Here is a 16381-nt window from a genome sequence, read left to right on the forward strand (position 1 = left end):
TTAATTTATTTATTATTCTCTCTTTTACTTTTCAGCTTTAGTCTTTCGGCATTAAACCGCTAAGCCCTAAACCTTCTAACCCTCTACCTTAACTTCAATGTTACAATAGTCATAATCGCAAGCATGATTCCGATAATCCAGAAGCGGGTTACAATTTTGGCCTCGTGATAACCTTTCTTTTGATAATGGTGGTGTAGCGGCGACATCAGGAAAATCCTCCGTCCTTCGCCAAATTTCTTTTTGGTATACTTAAAATAAGATACCTGCATAATTACCGACACCAGTTCTATCAGGAAGATTCCACATAAAATCGGGATCAACAGTTCTTTACGGATCATTAAGGCGAATGCGGCTATAATACCTCCAATGGCCAAACTTCCGGTATCACCCATAAAAATCTGGGCAGGGTAAGAGTTGTACCAAAGAAAACCTACGCATGCTCCAACAAAGGCTCCGGCAAAAATCATCAGCTCTGCTGAGTTTGGGATATACATGATGTTCAGGTAATCGGCCATGATTGTATTACCAGATACATAAGCCAAAATACCCAGGGTGATCCCAATTACCGCTGAGGTTCCGGTAGCCAGCCCATCAATACCATCGGTAATATTGGCCCCATTTGAAACTGCCGTAATAATAAACACCGTAAAGATGAGGAATATGATAAATGCATATTTCTGATAATCGCCACCTAAAAACTTCAATACCTTGGCATAATCGAACTCATTGTTCTTATAAAAGGGCATATTGGTTTTGGTCGATTTTACATCTTGCGTATAATAAAAAGTTTCGCCTTTCTGACGCAATACCATTGGAACCGTAGAAGTGCTTTTAACATTATCCTGAACGGTTTCCCTCACCACAATATTTGGATGAAAATACATCGTAATGCCTACTATCAGTCCGAGTCCTACTTGGCCAACCACTTTAAAACGGCCAGCTAAACCTTCTTTATTTTTTTGAAAACCTTGATGTAATCGTCTAAAAATCCAATTGCACCCATCCAGATCGTGGTGATAATCATTAAAATCACATAGATATTGGAAATATTTGCAAATAATAAGGTAGGGATCAAAATACCCAGCAGGATAATGATACCACCCATGGTAGGCGTACCCTGTTTTTGCATCTGGCCTTCTAAACCTAAATTTCTTACCGTTTCTCCAACCTGTTTTTTATGCAGGTAATCAATCAACCTACGTCCGTAAACGGTGGTAATGATCAATGATAAAATTATAGAAATAGAAGCACGGAAAGTGATGTACTGAAACAACCTTAACCCAGGTATATCATAATGCTTATGCAGGTATTCGAATAATAAATATAACATTAGCTGATTGGTTTTAATTGTTCAAGTAAAATTTCTTTATCATCAAAATGGTTCCTTACACCATTAATTTCCTGATATTTTTCATGTCCTTTACCCGCAACAAGAATAATATCTCCCGGTTGTGCCAAATGACAGGCTGTTTTTATGGCTTCTCTTCTATCTAAAATGGATAAGGTTTTACGCTGATTGGTTGGCGAAACCCCAGTTTCCATATCGTTAATTATAGCTTGTGCATCTTCTGTACGTGGATTATCAGAAGTTAAGATCACCTTGTCACTCCAATCGCAGGCCACCTGAGCCATAATCGGACGTTTGGTTTTGTCACGATCTCCACCGCAACCGATTACAGTAATTACCTGTTCAGTTCCTTTGCGGATATTGGCAATGGTACTCAACACATTCTGAACAGCATCAGGCGTATGCGCGTAATCCACAATACCAATAATTTTATCGGCGGAAGTGATATAATCAAATCTCCCTTCAGCACCTGATAAACGGCTCAATAAGGTCAACACTTTTAATTTATCCTGTTCCAGCAAAATTGCAGTCCCGTAAACAGCCAGTAGGTTATACGCATTAAAAGAGCCTACCAGTTTGAAGTAAACGTCTTCATTATCGATATCTAAATGCAAGCCACTAAACTGATTTTCAATTATTTTTGCTTTGAAATCGGCCAGTTGTTTAAGGGCATAAGTCTTTTTATGTGCTTTGGTATTCTGCAGCATCACCGTACCGTTTTTATCGTCGATATTGGTTAATGCAAATGCCGATTTAGGTAGCATATCAAAAAATGCCTTTTTAGCTTTCAGATAAGCATCAAAAGTTTTATGAAAATCTAAATGATCATGTGTTAAATTCGAAAACACCCCGCCCGAGAAAGTCAAGCCTTCGATCCGGTGTTGTGATACTGCATGCGAACTCACTTCCATAAAGCAAAAATCGCAGCCCGCATTTACCATATCCCTTAAAAGTTGGTTTAAGGCAATAGGATTCGGTGTAGTGTGCGTAGCAGTTACTACAGTATCGTTGATATAATTCTCTACTGTTGATAAAAGCCCGGTTTTATAACCCAGATCTTTAAATAATTTAAAAAGAAGGGTAGCAATGGTAGTTTTTCCGTTTGTTCCTGTAATACCGATCAATTTTAAATCTGCTGACGGATTTCCAAAATAATTACCGGCAATGATCCCTAAAGCAACCGATGTGTTTTCCACCTTAATATAGGTAACCGTAAAATCATTGATTTCTGGCAAATTTTCACAGATAATTACAGCTGCGCCTTGTTGAATGGTTTGCTCAATAAATTGGTGCCCATCAGCCAAAGTACCTACTATTGCAAAAAAGATATCATCTTTACCTACTTTACGCGAATCGAAATTCAGTGCACTGATTTCCCTATCGGTTTTACCAACCAATTCTTTAATCGTTACGCCATAAAGTAAATCTTGTAATTGCATTTTTTATTCTTTTAGTATCAGGTATTTAGTATCGAGTAGCAAGACCTTAAACCTTTCTACCCTCAACCTTCTACCTTTGTTTAGTATCGAGTAGCAAGGCCTTAAACCTTTCTACCCTCAACCTTCTACCTTTGTTTAGTATCGAGTAGCAAGGCCTTAAATCCTATACCTTCTACCCTAACCTTAATTCAACTCAATTTGTACACCTAATCCCTTGCCCACTTTTGTACCAGCAGCTATAGACTGACTGATCACTTTGCCCGATCCAAAAACTTTTGTTTTTAAACCAGCGTTACCTAAAAGGTACAATGCATCTTTCAGTCCCATTCCTGCCACGTTAGGCATTACGCCTTTACGCTCGCTATTTTCCTGAAAAATTGTTCCTGCACTGGTATCTATAATATTGTAATACTCAGATTTTGAAGCAAAAAGCGGCTTAAATCCGAATGCTTTATATACTTTCTGAGTCGCTTTACTTTGCCCTGCTTTAGTAGGTGGTGTTCCGGTATTCCCCACCAAACGTGTAGGCACATCGTTATACATTTGCATGTCGCTGGCGTAAATACGGTCAGCTATCTCCCTGAACACCGGACCCGAAACCGTAGCACCATAATAGGCCCCTTTTGGATCGTTGATTACTACGATCAAAGAATACTTCGGTTTATCTGCAGGAAAATACCCCACAAAAGAAGCCTGATATTGTTTATTAGCTTTATATCCCTTATTCGCATCAGCCACCTGGGCAGTACCTGTTTTACCTGCAATCGGATATAATGGATTGTAAACAACCTGCTTTCCACTGCCTTCAGTCACTACCCCTTCTAGCATTTTTTTAATTTTGCTAAGGGTAACATCCGAACAGATTTTATCATTGATCACCCTTGCTTTAAACTGTTCGATCGGATTGCCCAATCTTCTGATCTCTTTTACAAAAATTGGTGCCACCATTTTTCCGTTATTGGCTACCGCATTATACATGATAAGCATCTTTAACGGTGTTAGCTGCATTTCATAACCATAAGCCATTTGAGGAAGGGTCATGTTTTTGTTCCAGCTTTTGTTTGTTTTAGGATTTTTAACCACAGGCATTGCTTCGCCAGGGATCTGTAAATCCATTTTTTGATTCAGATGCCAATCATATAAGTGATTGGTAAATTTTATCGGATCGTTGCCATAATGCATATTGATCAGCTTTGCAATTGCAGCATTGGAAGACGTTTCAAAGGCTTTTTTGCGGTAACCGTTTCAATTTTCGGGTGCGAATCTGTGATCAGTTTTCCGGGGATCTGATAGTAACCTGTCCCGATCATCGTATTGGTATCTATTAGCTTATCTTCCAACAAAGCCATATAAGAGGCTAGTTTGAAAGTCGATCCCGGATCCTGGTTACCCGCAATAGCATAATTAAACTTCTCTTTATACACCCCTTCTTCTACTTTAGAAAAATTGGCTACCGCACGGATTTCGCCCGTGGCCACTTCCATCAATATCACAGTACCATGATCGGCCTGCGATTTAATCAGCTGTTTTTCTAAAGCACTTTGTGCCAGATCCTGCATGTTTACATCAATGGTCGAGATAATATCAGCACCATCTTTTGGCGCTACTTCAGCCTCTTCGTTCACCGGGATGTAAACACCGCCCGCAATACGCTGCATTAATCTTTTTCCCGTTTCACCATTGATATATTCTTTATACGCGCCCTCTAAGCCTACACCATTAGCCACATTTTCGTTTTTATAACCAATGGTACGGGCAGCTAAAGCCTGAAAAGGAAGAATACGTTTATTTTGCTGTACAGCAATTAAGCCACCACTGAACTTACCAATATTATAAAGCGGAAAAGTTCTGATGGTTTTAAGATCGGCATAACCTACTTTACGGTGAATCAATAAATAACGAGCACTATCCTGGCGACCTTTGCGCAGGTACCGGGCATATTCTTTGGCGGTTTTATCCTGAAAAAGCTGCGCTAATTTATAACCTAAGGAATCTACCTTTTCATTAAATACTTTATCATCAGCTATGCCGCCTGCAAACATATCCATACGCAGCTCGTATTCCGGTATCGAAGTCGCGAGCAAACTACCATCGTTAGAATAAATATTTCCACGGGTAGCCTCCACATTTACATATCTAGTAGAGAGGCTGTCTGCCATAGCCCTCCATTTTTTCCCTGCACATACTGCACCTGACCGAGGCGTAAAAACACCGCGAAAGCAAAAAGCACAATTAAGCCAAATGCCAGATATACACGAAGCAAGATGTTTGCTCTAATATTCATCGCTTTTAACAATTATTTTTTTTGGTGGTTCAATCAGTTCTTTTATACCAAGGGTATCTACCTTTTTAGCAACCTCCGTCAGTTTACTCTTGAACATCAGGTCGGCCTTAAGGGATTTATACTCCCATCTTAATTCTTTTACTTCTTTATTTAATTTATCAATACGGCGCACATTGTTTACCGCAAAATGGCTATTGGCGATATAAATCATCCCTAAAAGAGCCAGAAAGCATAAATAAGGCAAAGCATCAGTTGCCGCCTCTTTACTTACCAAGCCATCATTAAAAAGCTTGCTGATAAATGAATTGCTATCCATTTTTTCTTCAGCAGTTTTTGGCCTTTTGGGCGCAGCTTTTAGCTCTGGTTCGGGCCCTACCTCTTCCTCTTCTATCTCCTCCCTAAACCTGTTCATATCTTCTCTGCAATTCTAAGTTTCGCACTGCGGGCCCTATTGTTTTGAGCAATCTCCTCTTCTGTGGCAATGATCGCTTTCCTTGTAATTACATTAAATGGCTTTTGCTGATTTCCGAAAAAATCTTTTTCTACCTCACCCTGAAATTTGCCTTTCGCCATAAAGTTTTTAACCGGCCTGTCTTCTAAAGAATGATAAGACATCACTACTAAATGACCACCCGGCTTCAACACATCGGCAGCCTGCATTAAAAAATCTTCAAGCACCTGAATTTCCGCATTCACCTCTATTCGCAATGCCTGAAACACCTGCGCCAGATATTTATTCTCTTTTCCTTTGGGGATATAACCAGCAATGGCTGATTTCAAACTATCGATATCGGTAAAGGGCTGCTCTAAACGTGAAGTCACAATAGCACGTGCTAAAGATTTCGCATTTTTAACTTCTCCATAAATTCCAAATATCTTATGCAGTTTATCTTCCGTATAGGTATTCAATATTTCAGCAGCCGTTAAATCGCGGTGCTGATCCATACGCATATCCAGATCTGCATTATGACGGATCGAAAAACCACGTTGCGGCACATCAAACTGATGAGAGGAAACACCAAGATCTGCCAGAATACCATCAACCTGCTTAAAACCTTTTAAACGGAGGTTATTTTTCAGAAAACCGAAATTCTGGTCGATAAAAATAAAACGATCATCAGCAGGAACATTTGCCTGAGCATTAGGATCCTGATCAAAAGCAATTAATCTTCCTTTTGACCCAAGATGCTTCAAAATCTCTTTCGAATGACCACCGCCACCAAAGGTTACGTCAACATAAACTCCATCAGGCTTAATATTCAAGCCATCAATACACGGCTGCAGCATTACAGGCACATGATAATTATTCTCCATCAGCCACTCCTTTCTTTCCACCCATTACCTGCTCAGCAAGGTTTGCAAAATTCTCCGGCACATCATCAAAAATATCTTCGTAAGATTTTTTATCCCAAACCTCGATACGATCTAACTGACAAGCCAGCACAAGATCACTTCCAATACCTGCATAATCAACCAGCGATTTTGGCAAAAGCACACGACCCGCCGCATCAAGCGAAAGTTCAGTTGCACCCCTGGTAAAGGACCTGATAAATTCTCTGTTGTTTTTTTCGTAAATATTCAGTTTGCTTAAATCAGTAACGATAGCATCCCAGACTTTCTTTGGATAAATCACCAGGTTTTTCTCAAAACCACGGTTAATGATCAGCCCTTCTTTCTCAGATTCAGGCAATTGTTTCTTAAGCGCAGCAGGCACCATAAGGCGTCCCTTTGCGTCAAGTTTACAATCGAATTCTCCTAAAAGTTGGGTCATAGTGGTATCTACACTTTTTATCTAGTGTAAAAGTAAATAGTTCTACCACTTTTTACCACTTTTTACCACAAAAAAGTTTTCCACATCTTTTTTGTTACAATAATGGTCAGCCAATATAGTTAGAATAAGCCTAATTGCGCTATTACAAAAGCATTAATAACTGATAATAAGCAGGTTAAAAATATATTATCCGAAAGTGTCACGTTCACCCAATTTTCATCATAAAATTTAAATAGCGTTAAAAATGAGTGCCTTAATACCTTATATCATGGTATAATATACCTCAATTATCGCTTCCTAAAGACTAAGACTAAATGCCAATAAGAATAGCCATCCTAAAAAATAAACCAGCCGAAAAAATAAGCCGTCGTTTGAGCTACCTCTTCATATTTATCTCACCCATAAATATCTTATTTAGACTTATTAAATATAATTTGTACAATAACAATTAAAATGATTTCTTTGTGGATATAAACGGATTAACTATTATATAAGCGTAACTACGCTCAAAATGAAATCAGAACAGAATTCTAAAAAATTAAGCTGGGCAAAACATCAAAAAAGGTGGTTTGGTAAATGGCATCTTTATACAGGCATTATTGCCGGGGCAATTGTAGCCTTTGTAGGCGTTACAGGGAGCATTCTTGTTTTTCAGGACGAGATTGACCGGGCCTTGAATCCAGATCTGTTTGAGGTGATTGCGCAAAAGCAAAAGATGCCGGTGGAAGAAATTGTGCCACTCATAAAAAAGAATTACCCCAGGCTAAAAGTAGATTACCTGATGCTAAATAACTTCAAAAACCCCAATGAAGCTTATAGCGTGATGAATTTAAAAAGTAATGAGGAAACTTTTATTAATCCCTATACCGGAAAAACAGGTGGTAAAAGAATACATACCAGTTCTTTCATCCACGTGGTTACCGAACTGCACCGAACGCTGCTGATTCCTGTTGCAGGGCGTTACATTTGCGGCCTTGCCTCGCTCTGCCTTTTAATCCTGACGATCTCGGGTCTGCGATTATGGATCCCTAAAAAATGGAAACAATTAAAATCGGTACTTACGGTAAGGTTTAGCGGATCATTTAAGCGACAAAATTACGATTGGCATAACTCGCTAGGTTTTTATTCCTCTCCCATTGTGGCGATATTGAGCCTTACCGGTTTTTCTATTACTTTTTCTACGCTTGTTATTCCGCTGTTATTTGCGCTTAGCGGAAAATCGCCGCAGGGCGTAGCTCAATTATTAGGCGCTAAATCGTCCTGGCATGCGCAGGCCACTCCACTCCCGCTCGAAGCCATTACAGCAGCTGCCAAACAAAACATGCCTGATGCCTATATTGGCGGCATTGCTTTTCCGGCCGATAAAACCGGTACTTACCGTTTAGATATGCTAAGCGGAAACCTACCTAAAGCTGGAAAAAGAGAAATGATTATTGTTGACCAATATACGGGCAAGGTACTGCTGAACAGCCGCAAGGATTTCCCTAATGTTGGTAATGCTTATCTCAGCTGGTTAACACCTATCCATTATGGCAGTTTCGGCGGCCGGCCAACACAGGTTATTGCGCTTATTGCCGGCTTAATGCCTTTGGCGCTTTTTATTACCGGATTTATCATCTGGTGGCCACGTTATCAAAAACAAAAGAAGGGTAAAAAACAAAAAACAAATGAAGCAGCTTTAAATAAAGCTTTAGAAATCCCTAAAGTTGAAAAAGAACCAAAGCCTGCAAAAATCGGGACACCACTGCCAAAATTGGGCAGCTATTTCCTGATCCAGTTTAAATCGGGTTTAAAATATGCTATGATTATCCTGCTGATCAGTTTTATTATGGGAGGACTCTATGGCCTTCCGTCAGGAATAATCATCCAGCCGGCCATTTTCGTTGTGGCGTTTAGCTGCATAATGGTCTGTTTAAATTTCATCTGTGCTTTGCTATCTGAAGTATTCAATATCCTGTTTTTACTCCCATTTAAAAAAGGCAGCCATAAGGTAACACGGTATTTTGCATTATCAACGGCATTTTTGATTTGTTATTTAGCTGTTTATATGTTACTGCTGAATACCGGATTAGAAGTTTTTTAGGCGGGCCGGCTTTATTATAAAATAAGTTTCTCTAAACGCTGCCTCTTTCGATTCATTTAGTTCCGAGATGTAAAATTAGCCGGAATTCGCCGAAAGTACGGATTACGGGTAATTACTACATCTCAAATCACAGGTGATAATATTTTTACCTGATTTAAACAAAAAAGGCCTTACAATGACATTTGCAAGGCCTTTTTATTGATTTTTGTCGTTTATCCATTAATGGCTTTTACCCCCGGCAATTCTTTACCTTCCATATATTCGAGTAAAGCACCACCACCGGTAGAAACATAACTTACCTCATCTTCCATACCAAATTTTGCAATCGCTGCAGCCGAATCGCCACCACCGATTAAGGAGAAAGCACCGTTATCTTTAGTAGCCGCCACAACTGCTTCTGCTACAGCTTTAGTACCTACCTGGAAGCTTTCCATCTCGAAAACGCCCATCGGACCATTCCATAATAAAGTTTTAGAGTTTTTGATTACCTCCTGGAATAACTCAACCGATTTCGGACCGATATCCAATCCCATCCAGTCTGCAGGAATTTGCCCCGAGGTTACATCTTTTTTATTGGCATCATTTGCAAATTTATCTGCAATTACCGTATCCACAGGTAAAATCAGGTTTACACCTTTTGCTTTTGCCTTTTCGATCAGTTCTAAAGAAAGTTCTTGTTTATCAGCTTCTAATAATGAAGTACCGATTTCTCCACCTTGTGCTTTAGCAAAAGTATAAGCCATACCACCACCAATAATCAGGTTATCTACCTTATCTAATAATTTTTCAATCAAAAGAATTTTATCAGATACTTTAGCACCACCCATAATTGCTGTGAAAGGTCTTTCCGCGTGGTTCAGAATTTTCTCTGCATTTTCTACTTCCGACGCCATTAAATAACCAAAGTATTTTGCATCCGGGAAAAACCGGGCAATAATTGAAGTTGAGGCATGTGCGCGGTGAGCAGTACCAAATGCATCGTTTACATAAACATCGCCTAATTTTGATAATTTCTCTGCAAAGGCTACATCACCTTTTTCTTCTTCTTTATAAAAACGAAGGTTTTCTAATAATAAAACTTCACCTGATTTTAAATCAGCGGCCTGTTTTACTGCACTTTCGCCAATACAATCGTCAGCAAACTTAACTTCGACACCAACAAGAGCAGATAAATCAGTTAAGATGTGTTTTAAAGAATATTTATCTGTAGGGCCATCTTTTGGGCGCCCTAAGTGCGACATTAAAATAACCGCGCCGCCATCTTTTAAAATTTTGCTGATGGTTGGTAATGCAGCCCTGATTCTTTTATCGTCGGTAATTTTAAATTCATCATCCAAAGGCACGTTAAAATCTACCCTGATTAATGCTTTTTTATCTTTAAAGTCAAACTGGTCAATGGTGTTCATGTTTAATTATTTTTGATTTAAGTTTAATTTCATTTCGTAATGGAAACCGATACCTGGGATATCGAATTCCGGCGATTCGGTTGTAAAACCGATTTTTTTATAAAAAGCTGCTGCTGTTGAGCGGGCGTTACACCACAAATAATCGGTATTGTATTCTTTCAGGTAATCGATGGCAAAAGTAACGAGTGCAGCACCATAACCTTTTCCGCTGGCATCGGGATGTGTAGCCATGCCACGGAGCTGATAGCCCTCTCCTTCTTCGGGAAAAAAATCGTTACGCATAAATGTGGCTATAGATTTTATTTCACCATCTTTTAAAAACCCCAGGTGAAAAGTATCGTAAGCCAGGTCGCCTTCAAAAACGCATGCTTCAAATGGCTTGCCATTGCGTAAAACAAGGCTTCTTAAAGGTAGAACTTCTTCCGGAAGAATAAATTTGACCATATATTTATCATTAGCTTATATCTGGAGACATTGCTATAGGATGCATTGCAAACGTTTGCAAAGTTAATAAAGCAATTGAAACCCGATAATATAAATGGTTATAAAGTGCTAACATTTTGGATATAGAACCAACCTGATCAAACAGTTATTATCTATAATAAAGGTAAAATGTACATATTAGCAAACAGACCTCCAATTTACTTGTTGATAATTATAACATTATGAATTTAAAGCAGGTAAAGTGAAAGAAGAAAACATCAAAACAGCAGCAAGAATTTTACTCGGCGCAGGTTTAATTACTGCCGGAATCGGACATTTAACCTTTGCCCGCAAACCTTTCCAGGCGCAGGTACCAGATTGGGTGCCTTTGAAAAAAGACGATACCGTTGTTTATTCTGGTTTTGTTGAAATTGCATTGGGTACCGCATTAGTGCTTACTCCGAAAAAACACGAACCTTTAATCGGGAAAATTGCAGCCGGCCTATTTGTCAGTGTTTTTCCGGGAAATATTTCACAGTATACCCATAAACGCAGTGCCTTTGGACTTAATACTGATGGTAAACGTTTTTTACGTCTGTTTTTTCAACCGGTATTGGTTTATTGGGCATTAAAATCTACGCAAAAGACTAAAATCAGCCTTTAGAAAGCGTTTCGATTTTCCTGACCACATCGATTAAACGGCTGCTGTAGCCATATTCGTTATCGTACCAACCCACTACTTTAACAAGGTCGCCAACGATTGAGGTTAGCAGCGAATCGAATATGCACGAATGTGGATTATTAATAATATCGATTGAAACAATCGGATCTTCGGTGTACTCAATAAGACCTTTCAATTCATTTTCGGCAGCATACTTGAAAGCTGAATTGATTTCTTCAATGGTCGTTTTCTTCTTTAACAGACAGGTAAAATCAGTTAAGGATCCGTTTAAAACCGGAACCCTGATACCTGCACCTCCCAGACGGCCATCCAATTCGGGAAAAATATGAGTAATGGCTTTTGCTGCACCAGTTGTAGTTGGGATGATGGAGGATGATGCTGCCCTTGCCCTACGCAGATCTTTGTGGTTTGCATCATGCAAATTCTGATCGCCCGTCATGGAATGGATAGTGGTAATATAACCTTCTTCAACGCCCCAGTTATCGTTCAAAATCTTAATCATGGGAGCAATATTATTAGTTGTACAACTCGCATTTGATAGTACAGCACTCGTTAAATCAACATGATCGTCATTTACCCCTAATACTACCATAGGAATATCATCGGCTGCCGGAGCGGAAATTAATACTTGTTTTGCGCCTGATGCAATATGTTTTTCAGCTGATGATTTTGTGAGATTTCTGCCCGTACAATCAATAACCAAATCAACATGCAATGCAGACCAGGGTAGCTTATCAGCTGCTGCAATGGCAAAAACCGGAATCGAAAGGACATCAATCACAAGTGCGTCAGGCTCTGCCGAAACGTTCCCTGCAAAAACACCATGAACACTATCATACTTAAACAAATGTGCCATTGTTTTAGCATCTGCCAGATCGTTAATGGCCACCACGTCAAAGCCTTCAGCCAGTGCCAAGCGTAAAAATGTTCTTCCTATTCTACCAAAACCATTTATTGCCAGCCTCATGTTATAAAAATTAGAGCGCAAAATTAGTATTTATTTGCTATAATAGAACATAATAGATTAAGGATGACGGAAGATGGAGATGCGATGATGAAAGTATAATTAGATGCTTTAAATGCAGGTTTCTGTAACCGTTTGCAGATGTAGATCCCATCCCGGTAACAAAATAAACCTTGTGTTGCAACTGGTAATGTCGGTACTGATTTTTTTGATCCTGTTATTTTCCGAAAACCTAATGATCAAAGGACAATTATTTCAATGAAAAACATTATAATTGCCTTTAAAGTACAACAAAATGAATGTCATCCTTGCTTCTACTTCGACCCTCTTCGGCGGCAATTACCTCGAATACCTGAAAGATGAGCTTATTAAGCTGTTTGCCGGAATAGATGAAATTGTATTTATCCCTTTCGCAAGACCTGGAGGTATTTCTCATGATGAATATACGGGCAAAGTACGCGATTTTTTTCTCAGCTAAATATCAGTGTTAAAGGTCTGCATGAATTTAATGATCCCATTCGCGCCATCTATGCAGCCAAAGGTTTTTTTACTGGTGGCGGAAATACCTTTCTTCTGGTAAAAACACTCCATGAGCTGGGATTGATGAAGCATCTCAGCGAAAACATCAAACTGGGCAAACCTTATTTGGGCTGTAGTGCCGGAAGCAATATCGGCGGCTTGAATATGAAAACCACCAATGACATGCCTATCGTGTACCCAGGCTCTTTTGAATGTATGGGCTTGGTTCCTTTTAACCTTAATCCTCATTATCTTGACCCAAATCCGGAGTTAAAACATAATGGAGAGACAAGGGAAACGAGGATTATGGAATTTCTAACACAGAACGACATCAAAGTAATAGGCTTACGTGAAGGCAATTGGATCAGGATATCAGCTAATAAAATCACTACAGAGGGCAGTGAAAACACCAGGATCTTTGAACCAGGCAAAGCCCCATACGAATGCCCACCGGGTAGTTCCCTCTTATAATTAATTTATTGAAGAACGGTATAACGGCAGCAAAACTAAAAACTCAAATAGCTACAAGTTATGATAAATTTAGCATCATAAACTTGCAGCTATTGTTCTTCTTATTTATTAAACGGATAGTTTATAAAGTCATCATCTGTTAATTATGATGCTAAAGCGCTGGCCTTTTTTCTCGAACGCAGATAGATCACCAATCCGCCAAAAGCCACAATTAATATTACTGGAATGATCAGTGTAGCACGCAGAATTTCAGGACCAGCCAGATTTTTGGCACTGGCAAGCACCTGCGCAAATTCAGAATTTTCAGGAGCTTTTAAATACGCATCATAAGAGGCGCCAGCGGGTAAATGTTTAACGATCAGGTTATCGTAAAAACTCCCCATAAACATGGTATAAATAGAAACGGCAAACATTCCGGCACCTCCCATTAGGTTTAAGCCAAGAGCTCCTGATTTAGGAACATTTTCAGCGACAAAACCGATCATCGTTGGCCAGAAATAACAAACACCTATACCGAAAACAATTGCAGCGAAGAAAACTGAATTTCCGGTAAAAGTGCTCAGCATGTAAAGTCCGGCTGCAGCAAATATTGCAGATAAGAGCAAGACGCCCTGAGGAGCAAGACGGTGTACTACAGGTTCGGCAAAACCCCGGCCAATTACCATGATCCCAGTTGTAAGGGTCAGCAACAAAATGGCATTATCTGTTACATTTTTCAGCAGTAAGCCTATCCATTGCCCTGTAAACAACTCGGTGATGGCTGTACCGAACATGCAAATGAACATAAAGATAAACAATGGAGAAAGTACTGCTTTGTACATATCTGAACTGGAATAACCGGATGATACCCTCTCGGTAACTGGGAAATCTAATTTTGAAAACAGGTATCCATAAATTAAAGTAGGAATAATCATCATGGCAACCTGCACCTTCCAGCCCAATCCAAGGTGAACAAACAGGGTAACCAGCAATGTACCAATTACAATACCTCCGGGAAACCATAAGTGAAAATGATTTAATTTGGTTGTTTTATTCCCAGGGTACAGAGAGGCAACTAATGGATTACAGGCGGCCTCTACAGTACCGTTGGCAATGCCAATCAGCAGGGTAGATAAAAACAGGCTCCAATAGCCCTGCGCAAAAACGGTAAGGATAATGCCGGCCAGGTGAAAGATAAAGGCCATGACCAGCAAACGTTTCATACCGATGATATCCACTACAAATCCTCCAACTACAATGGCCAGTGGAAACCCCCAGAAAGCAGCAGCCGTAATGGTGCCTAATTGGGCGGTACTTAATTGAAAATCGACCCCAAGCTGGTTCATTATACCAGCGCGGATGCCGAAGGAAAGGGAGGTGACTAGTAATGCAAGACAACTTGCCCAGAATAGTTTTGTGGTTTGAATGTTAAGCATGTGCTCAGATTTAGGTTATAATTGGTTTTAATTTGGCATAAAAAGATTTTTTAAAATAAAGCAGGCTAGTTGTTCTTTAACAGGAATCCAGGTACGTAGTTTATTTAGGTTTCCGGCTACAATCTTCAGGCAGGAAATATGCCTGGATTTAAACCAGCCTTCTAATTTAATGAGTTGGCGCTCCTCCATTTTTCTGGAATATTTGGTTTTTATTACACGCGACAAGCGCAATGTGATGATTAGATTATGATCATTAATCGCTATAATAATAAACAATTGAATCGATTAATGCAATGGATGATGGTAAACTTTGTTCTTTTACTGGTGAGATCTGATCGAATATCCGATTGATTAATACGGAATGTAGTATGGAAACGATAAATTTGATTTTCTCCGTTTCATTCTATAAATTGAGGCGGAATCTTATCCAAACTCCATTTAACAATATGAAAAGATATCTTTTTATTATCCTTTTAGCAATCTCTTTTTCTGTAAATGCACAGTCTAATATTGTAAATTATAAATACATCATAGTCCCCGAGAAATTCAATTTTCTCAAGCAGGTAAACCAATATGGCTTAAATACCCTTATCAAGGCTTTTTTTGAGGAAAAAGGCTTTACGGTCTACTTTGACAATGCCGAAATACCGGAAGAAATTGCAACCGACAGATGCAAGGCTTTAGTAGTAGAACTGCAGGAAAAAAACAGCATGTTTGTTACCAATCTTACCCTTTTACTTAAAGATTGTAAGGGTGCTGTAGTAATAAAGAGCAAGGAAGGAAAAAGCAGAGAGAAAGAATATGAAACTTCTTATAATTTGGCCCTGAAAGATGCTTTTACATCTTTTAATGATCTTAAATATGTAGCGGGTAGCCCTACTGTGGCGACCAGCACAGTGCCAGCCAATACAAACACGGAGATCAAAACGGCGCCTTTACCTGCTGATCAGCCTATGGCTACCAAAATAGAACAACAGGGTGCACTGTTATATGCACAACCCACAAGCAATGGCTACCAACTGATAGATGCAACACCTAAAATTGTAATGACCTTACTAAAAACCTCGGTTGAGGATTGTTATATTTCGAACAACGGGAGCGCAAATGGCATAGTTTTAAAAAAGAATGGAAGTTGGTTTTTCGAGTACTATAAAAATAATGCGCTTATTTCTGAAAAATTATCGATTAAATTTTAATTATTACTGCAATTGAATAACAGGATCGCTTTTACTAACGCATTGAAATGGTCTTCGACTAGGCTCAGACTGACATAACGAATTAATTTAATTTTTAGACAGAACCTTAGAGCGATGCAATCTATTCATCGCTCTTTTTTTGTTCATACTGTGCTTAGCCATAAGCTGTAGCGTATTTTTTTGGCAAAAGCATTAAATTTTACCAGAGTAGTTGCAAATAGGCCAAACAGGGACGTACTTTTCTGCTGTTGATTTTTTTGATAAACTGATCCTTTCTGTTAGATTTGATAAATCGTTTTAGCTTTTAAACTGGCAACTCATCATCAGCTAAATATCGTTTAAAAGATATTGAATTTGCCGTATCTAATCGAAATCCCTGA

General features: G+C 39.1%; 14 protein-coding genes and 2 pseudogenes. 5 read left to right on the forward strand and 11 right to left on the reverse strand.

What is annotated here, in order from left to right; all coding sequences use genetic code 11:
• Positions 1 to 83: 83 nt before the first annotated feature.
• The 6 genes and pseudogenes from mraY to mraZ all read right to left on the reverse strand — a co-directional run bounded on the left by mraY (position 84) and on the right by mraZ (position 6842).
• Positions 84 to 1330 (reverse strand): annotated as a pseudogene (gene mraY, locus ACQ86H_RS22095) (phospho-N-acetylmuramoyl-pentapeptide-transferase).
• Entirely contained in the window at positions 1330 to 2787 is a 1458-nt protein-coding gene (locus tag ACQ86H_RS22100; RefSeq protein ID WP_138820486.1) for a UDP-N-acetylmuramoyl-L-alanyl-D-glutamate--2,6-diaminopimelate ligase, read from the reverse strand. The pseudogene mraY and the gene ACQ86H_RS22100 overlap by 1 nt, the downstream one beginning before the upstream one ends.
• A gap of 183 nt (positions 2788 to 2970) precedes the next feature.
• Positions 2971 to 5071 (reverse strand): annotated as a pseudogene (locus ACQ86H_RS22105) (penicillin-binding transpeptidase domain-containing protein).
• Positions 5061 to 5483 (reverse strand): FtsL-like putative cell division protein, encoded by a 423-nt coding sequence (locus ACQ86H_RS22110; RefSeq protein ID WP_108199761.1) that lies wholly within the window; start codon positions 5481 to 5483, stop codon positions 5061 to 5063. Before ACQ86H_RS22110 ends, ACQ86H_RS22105 begins: the two are co-directional and overlap by 11 nt.
• Positions 5480 to 6385: a 16S rRNA (cytosine(1402)-N(4))-methyltransferase RsmH gene (gene rsmH, locus ACQ86H_RS22115; protein ID WP_431292498.1), complete on the reverse strand. Its 906-nt coding sequence runs from the start codon at positions 6383 to 6385 to the stop codon at positions 5480 to 5482. The genes ACQ86H_RS22110 and rsmH overlap by 4 nt, the downstream gene beginning before the upstream one ends.
• On the reverse strand, positions 6375 to 6842 hold the full coding sequence (mraZ, locus tag ACQ86H_RS22120) for a division/cell wall cluster transcriptional repressor MraZ (protein ID WP_138820483.1): 468 nt from the start codon (positions 6840 to 6842) through the stop codon (positions 6375 to 6377). The genes rsmH and mraZ overlap by 11 nt, the downstream gene beginning before the upstream one ends.
• A gap of 511 nt (positions 6843 to 7353) precedes the next feature.
• Between mraZ and ACQ86H_RS22125 the strand changes: the two genes are divergently transcribed.
• On the forward strand, positions 7354 to 8925 hold the full coding sequence (locus tag ACQ86H_RS22125; protein WP_431292499.1) for a PepSY-associated TM helix domain-containing protein: 1572 nt from the start codon (positions 7354 to 7356) through the stop codon (positions 8923 to 8925).
• Positions 8926 to 9137: 212 nt separating this feature from the next.
• Here the strand turns inward: ACQ86H_RS22125 and ACQ86H_RS22130 are convergent, their stop codons facing one another.
• Together ACQ86H_RS22130 and ACQ86H_RS22135 are read right to left on the reverse strand one after the other, a co-directional pair.
• On the reverse strand, positions 9138 to 10331 hold the full coding sequence (locus ACQ86H_RS22130) for a phosphoglycerate kinase (protein ID WP_431292500.1): 1194 nt from the start codon (positions 10329 to 10331) through the stop codon (positions 9138 to 9140).
• 6 nt (positions 10332 to 10337) lie between these two features.
• Positions 10338 to 10775 carry a GNAT family N-acetyltransferase gene (locus tag ACQ86H_RS22135; protein WP_431292501.1) on the reverse strand — a complete coding sequence of 146 codons (438 nt, stop codon included), beginning with the start codon at positions 10773 to 10775 and terminating at the stop codon, positions 10338 to 10340.
• A gap of 241 nt (positions 10776 to 11016) precedes the next feature.
• Here ACQ86H_RS22135 and ACQ86H_RS22140 point away from each other — a divergent pair, with 241 nt between their 5' ends.
• On the forward strand, positions 11017 to 11418 hold the full coding sequence (locus ACQ86H_RS22140; protein ID WP_138820479.1) for a DoxX family protein: 402 nt from the start codon (positions 11017 to 11019) through the stop codon (positions 11416 to 11418).
• On the opposite strand, the gene gap is transcribed toward ACQ86H_RS22140, so the two are convergent.
• On the reverse strand, positions 11408 to 12403 hold the full coding sequence (gene gap / locus ACQ86H_RS22145; protein ID WP_431292502.1) for a type I glyceraldehyde-3-phosphate dehydrogenase: 996 nt from the start codon (positions 12401 to 12403) through the stop codon (positions 11408 to 11410). The two genes, ACQ86H_RS22140 and gap, sit on opposite strands and share 11 nt — an antisense overlap.
• Before the next feature lie 292 nt (positions 12404 to 12695).
• On the opposite strand from gap, the gene ACQ86H_RS22150 reads away from it, so the two are divergent.
• Both ACQ86H_RS22150 and pepE read left to right on the forward strand, forming a co-directional pair.
• Positions 12696 to 12878 (forward strand): hypothetical protein, encoded by a 183-nt coding sequence (locus tag ACQ86H_RS22150; protein WP_431292503.1) that lies wholly within the window; start codon positions 12696 to 12698, stop codon positions 12876 to 12878.
• Positions 12879 to 12916: 38 nt separating this feature from the next.
• On the forward strand, positions 12917 to 13390 hold the full coding sequence (gene pepE, locus ACQ86H_RS22155) for a dipeptidase PepE (RefSeq protein WP_431295443.1): 474 nt from the start codon (positions 12917 to 12919) through the stop codon (positions 13388 to 13390).
• A 143-nt stretch (positions 13391 to 13533) separates the two neighbouring features.
• Here the strand turns inward: pepE and ACQ86H_RS22160 are convergent, their stop codons facing one another.
• Positions 13534 to 14805, reverse strand: a complete 1272-nt coding sequence (locus ACQ86H_RS22160) for an MFS transporter (RefSeq protein WP_138820476.1) — start codon at positions 14803 to 14805, stop codon at positions 13534 to 13536.
• Between the two features lie 27 nt (positions 14806 to 14832).
• Positions 14833 to 15030 carry a hypothetical protein gene (locus ACQ86H_RS22165; protein ID WP_431292504.1) on the reverse strand — a complete coding sequence of 66 codons (198 nt, stop codon included), beginning with the start codon at positions 15028 to 15030 and terminating at the stop codon, positions 14833 to 14835.
• A gap of 221 nt (positions 15031 to 15251) precedes the next feature.
• Here ACQ86H_RS22165 and ACQ86H_RS22170 point away from each other — a divergent pair, with 221 nt between their 5' ends.
• On the forward strand, positions 15252 to 16001 hold the full coding sequence (locus ACQ86H_RS22170; protein WP_431292505.1) for a hypothetical protein: 750 nt from the start codon (positions 15252 to 15254) through the stop codon (positions 15999 to 16001).
• The last annotated feature ends 380 nt before the right edge of the window (positions 16002 to 16381 follow it).

Origin of the sequence: Pedobacter sp. P26 (genome assembly GCF_050632135.1) — a bacterium.
GTDB lineage: Bacteria > Bacteroidota > Bacteroidia > Sphingobacteriales > Sphingobacteriaceae > Pedobacter.

Coding starts and splice junctions, on each gene's coding strand:
- ACQ86H_RS22100 (WP_138820486.1), bottom strand. CDS start 2,787: ATGCAATTACAAGATTTACTTTATGGCGTAACGATTAAAGAATTGGTT.
- ACQ86H_RS22110 (WP_108199761.1), bottom strand. CDS start 5,483: ATGAACAGGTTTAGGGAGGAGATAGAAGAGGAAGAGGTAGGGCCCGAA.
- rsmH (WP_431292498.1), bottom strand. CDS start 6,385: ATGGAGAATAATTATCATGTGCCTGTAATGCTGCAGCCGTGTATTGAT.
- mraZ (WP_138820483.1), bottom strand. CDS start 6,842: ATGACCCAACTTTTAGGAGAATTCGATTGTAAACTTGACGCAAAGGGA.
- ACQ86H_RS22125 (WP_431292499.1), top strand. CDS start 7,354: ATGAAATCAGAACAGAATTCTAAAAAATTAAGCTGGGCAAAACATCAA.
- ACQ86H_RS22130 (WP_431292500.1), bottom strand. CDS start 10,331: ATGAACACCATTGACCAGTTTGACTTTAAAGATAAAAAAGCATTAATC.
- ACQ86H_RS22135 (WP_431292501.1), bottom strand. CDS start 10,775: ATGGTCAAATTTATTCTTCCGGAAGAAGTTCTACCTTTAAGAAGCCTT.
- gap (WP_431292502.1), bottom strand. CDS start 12,403: ATGAGGCTGGCAATAAATGGTTTTGGTAGAATAGGAAGAACATTTTTA.
- ACQ86H_RS22150 (WP_431292503.1), top strand. CDS start 12,696: ATGAATGTCATCCTTGCTTCTACTTCGACCCTCTTCGGCGGCAATTAC.
- ACQ86H_RS22160 (WP_138820476.1), bottom strand. CDS start 14,805: ATGCTTAACATTCAAACCACAAAACTATTCTGGGCAAGTTGTCTTGCA.
- ACQ86H_RS22170 (WP_431292505.1), top strand. CDS start 15,252: ATGAAAAGATATCTTTTTATTATCCTTTTAGCAATCTCTTTTTCTGTA.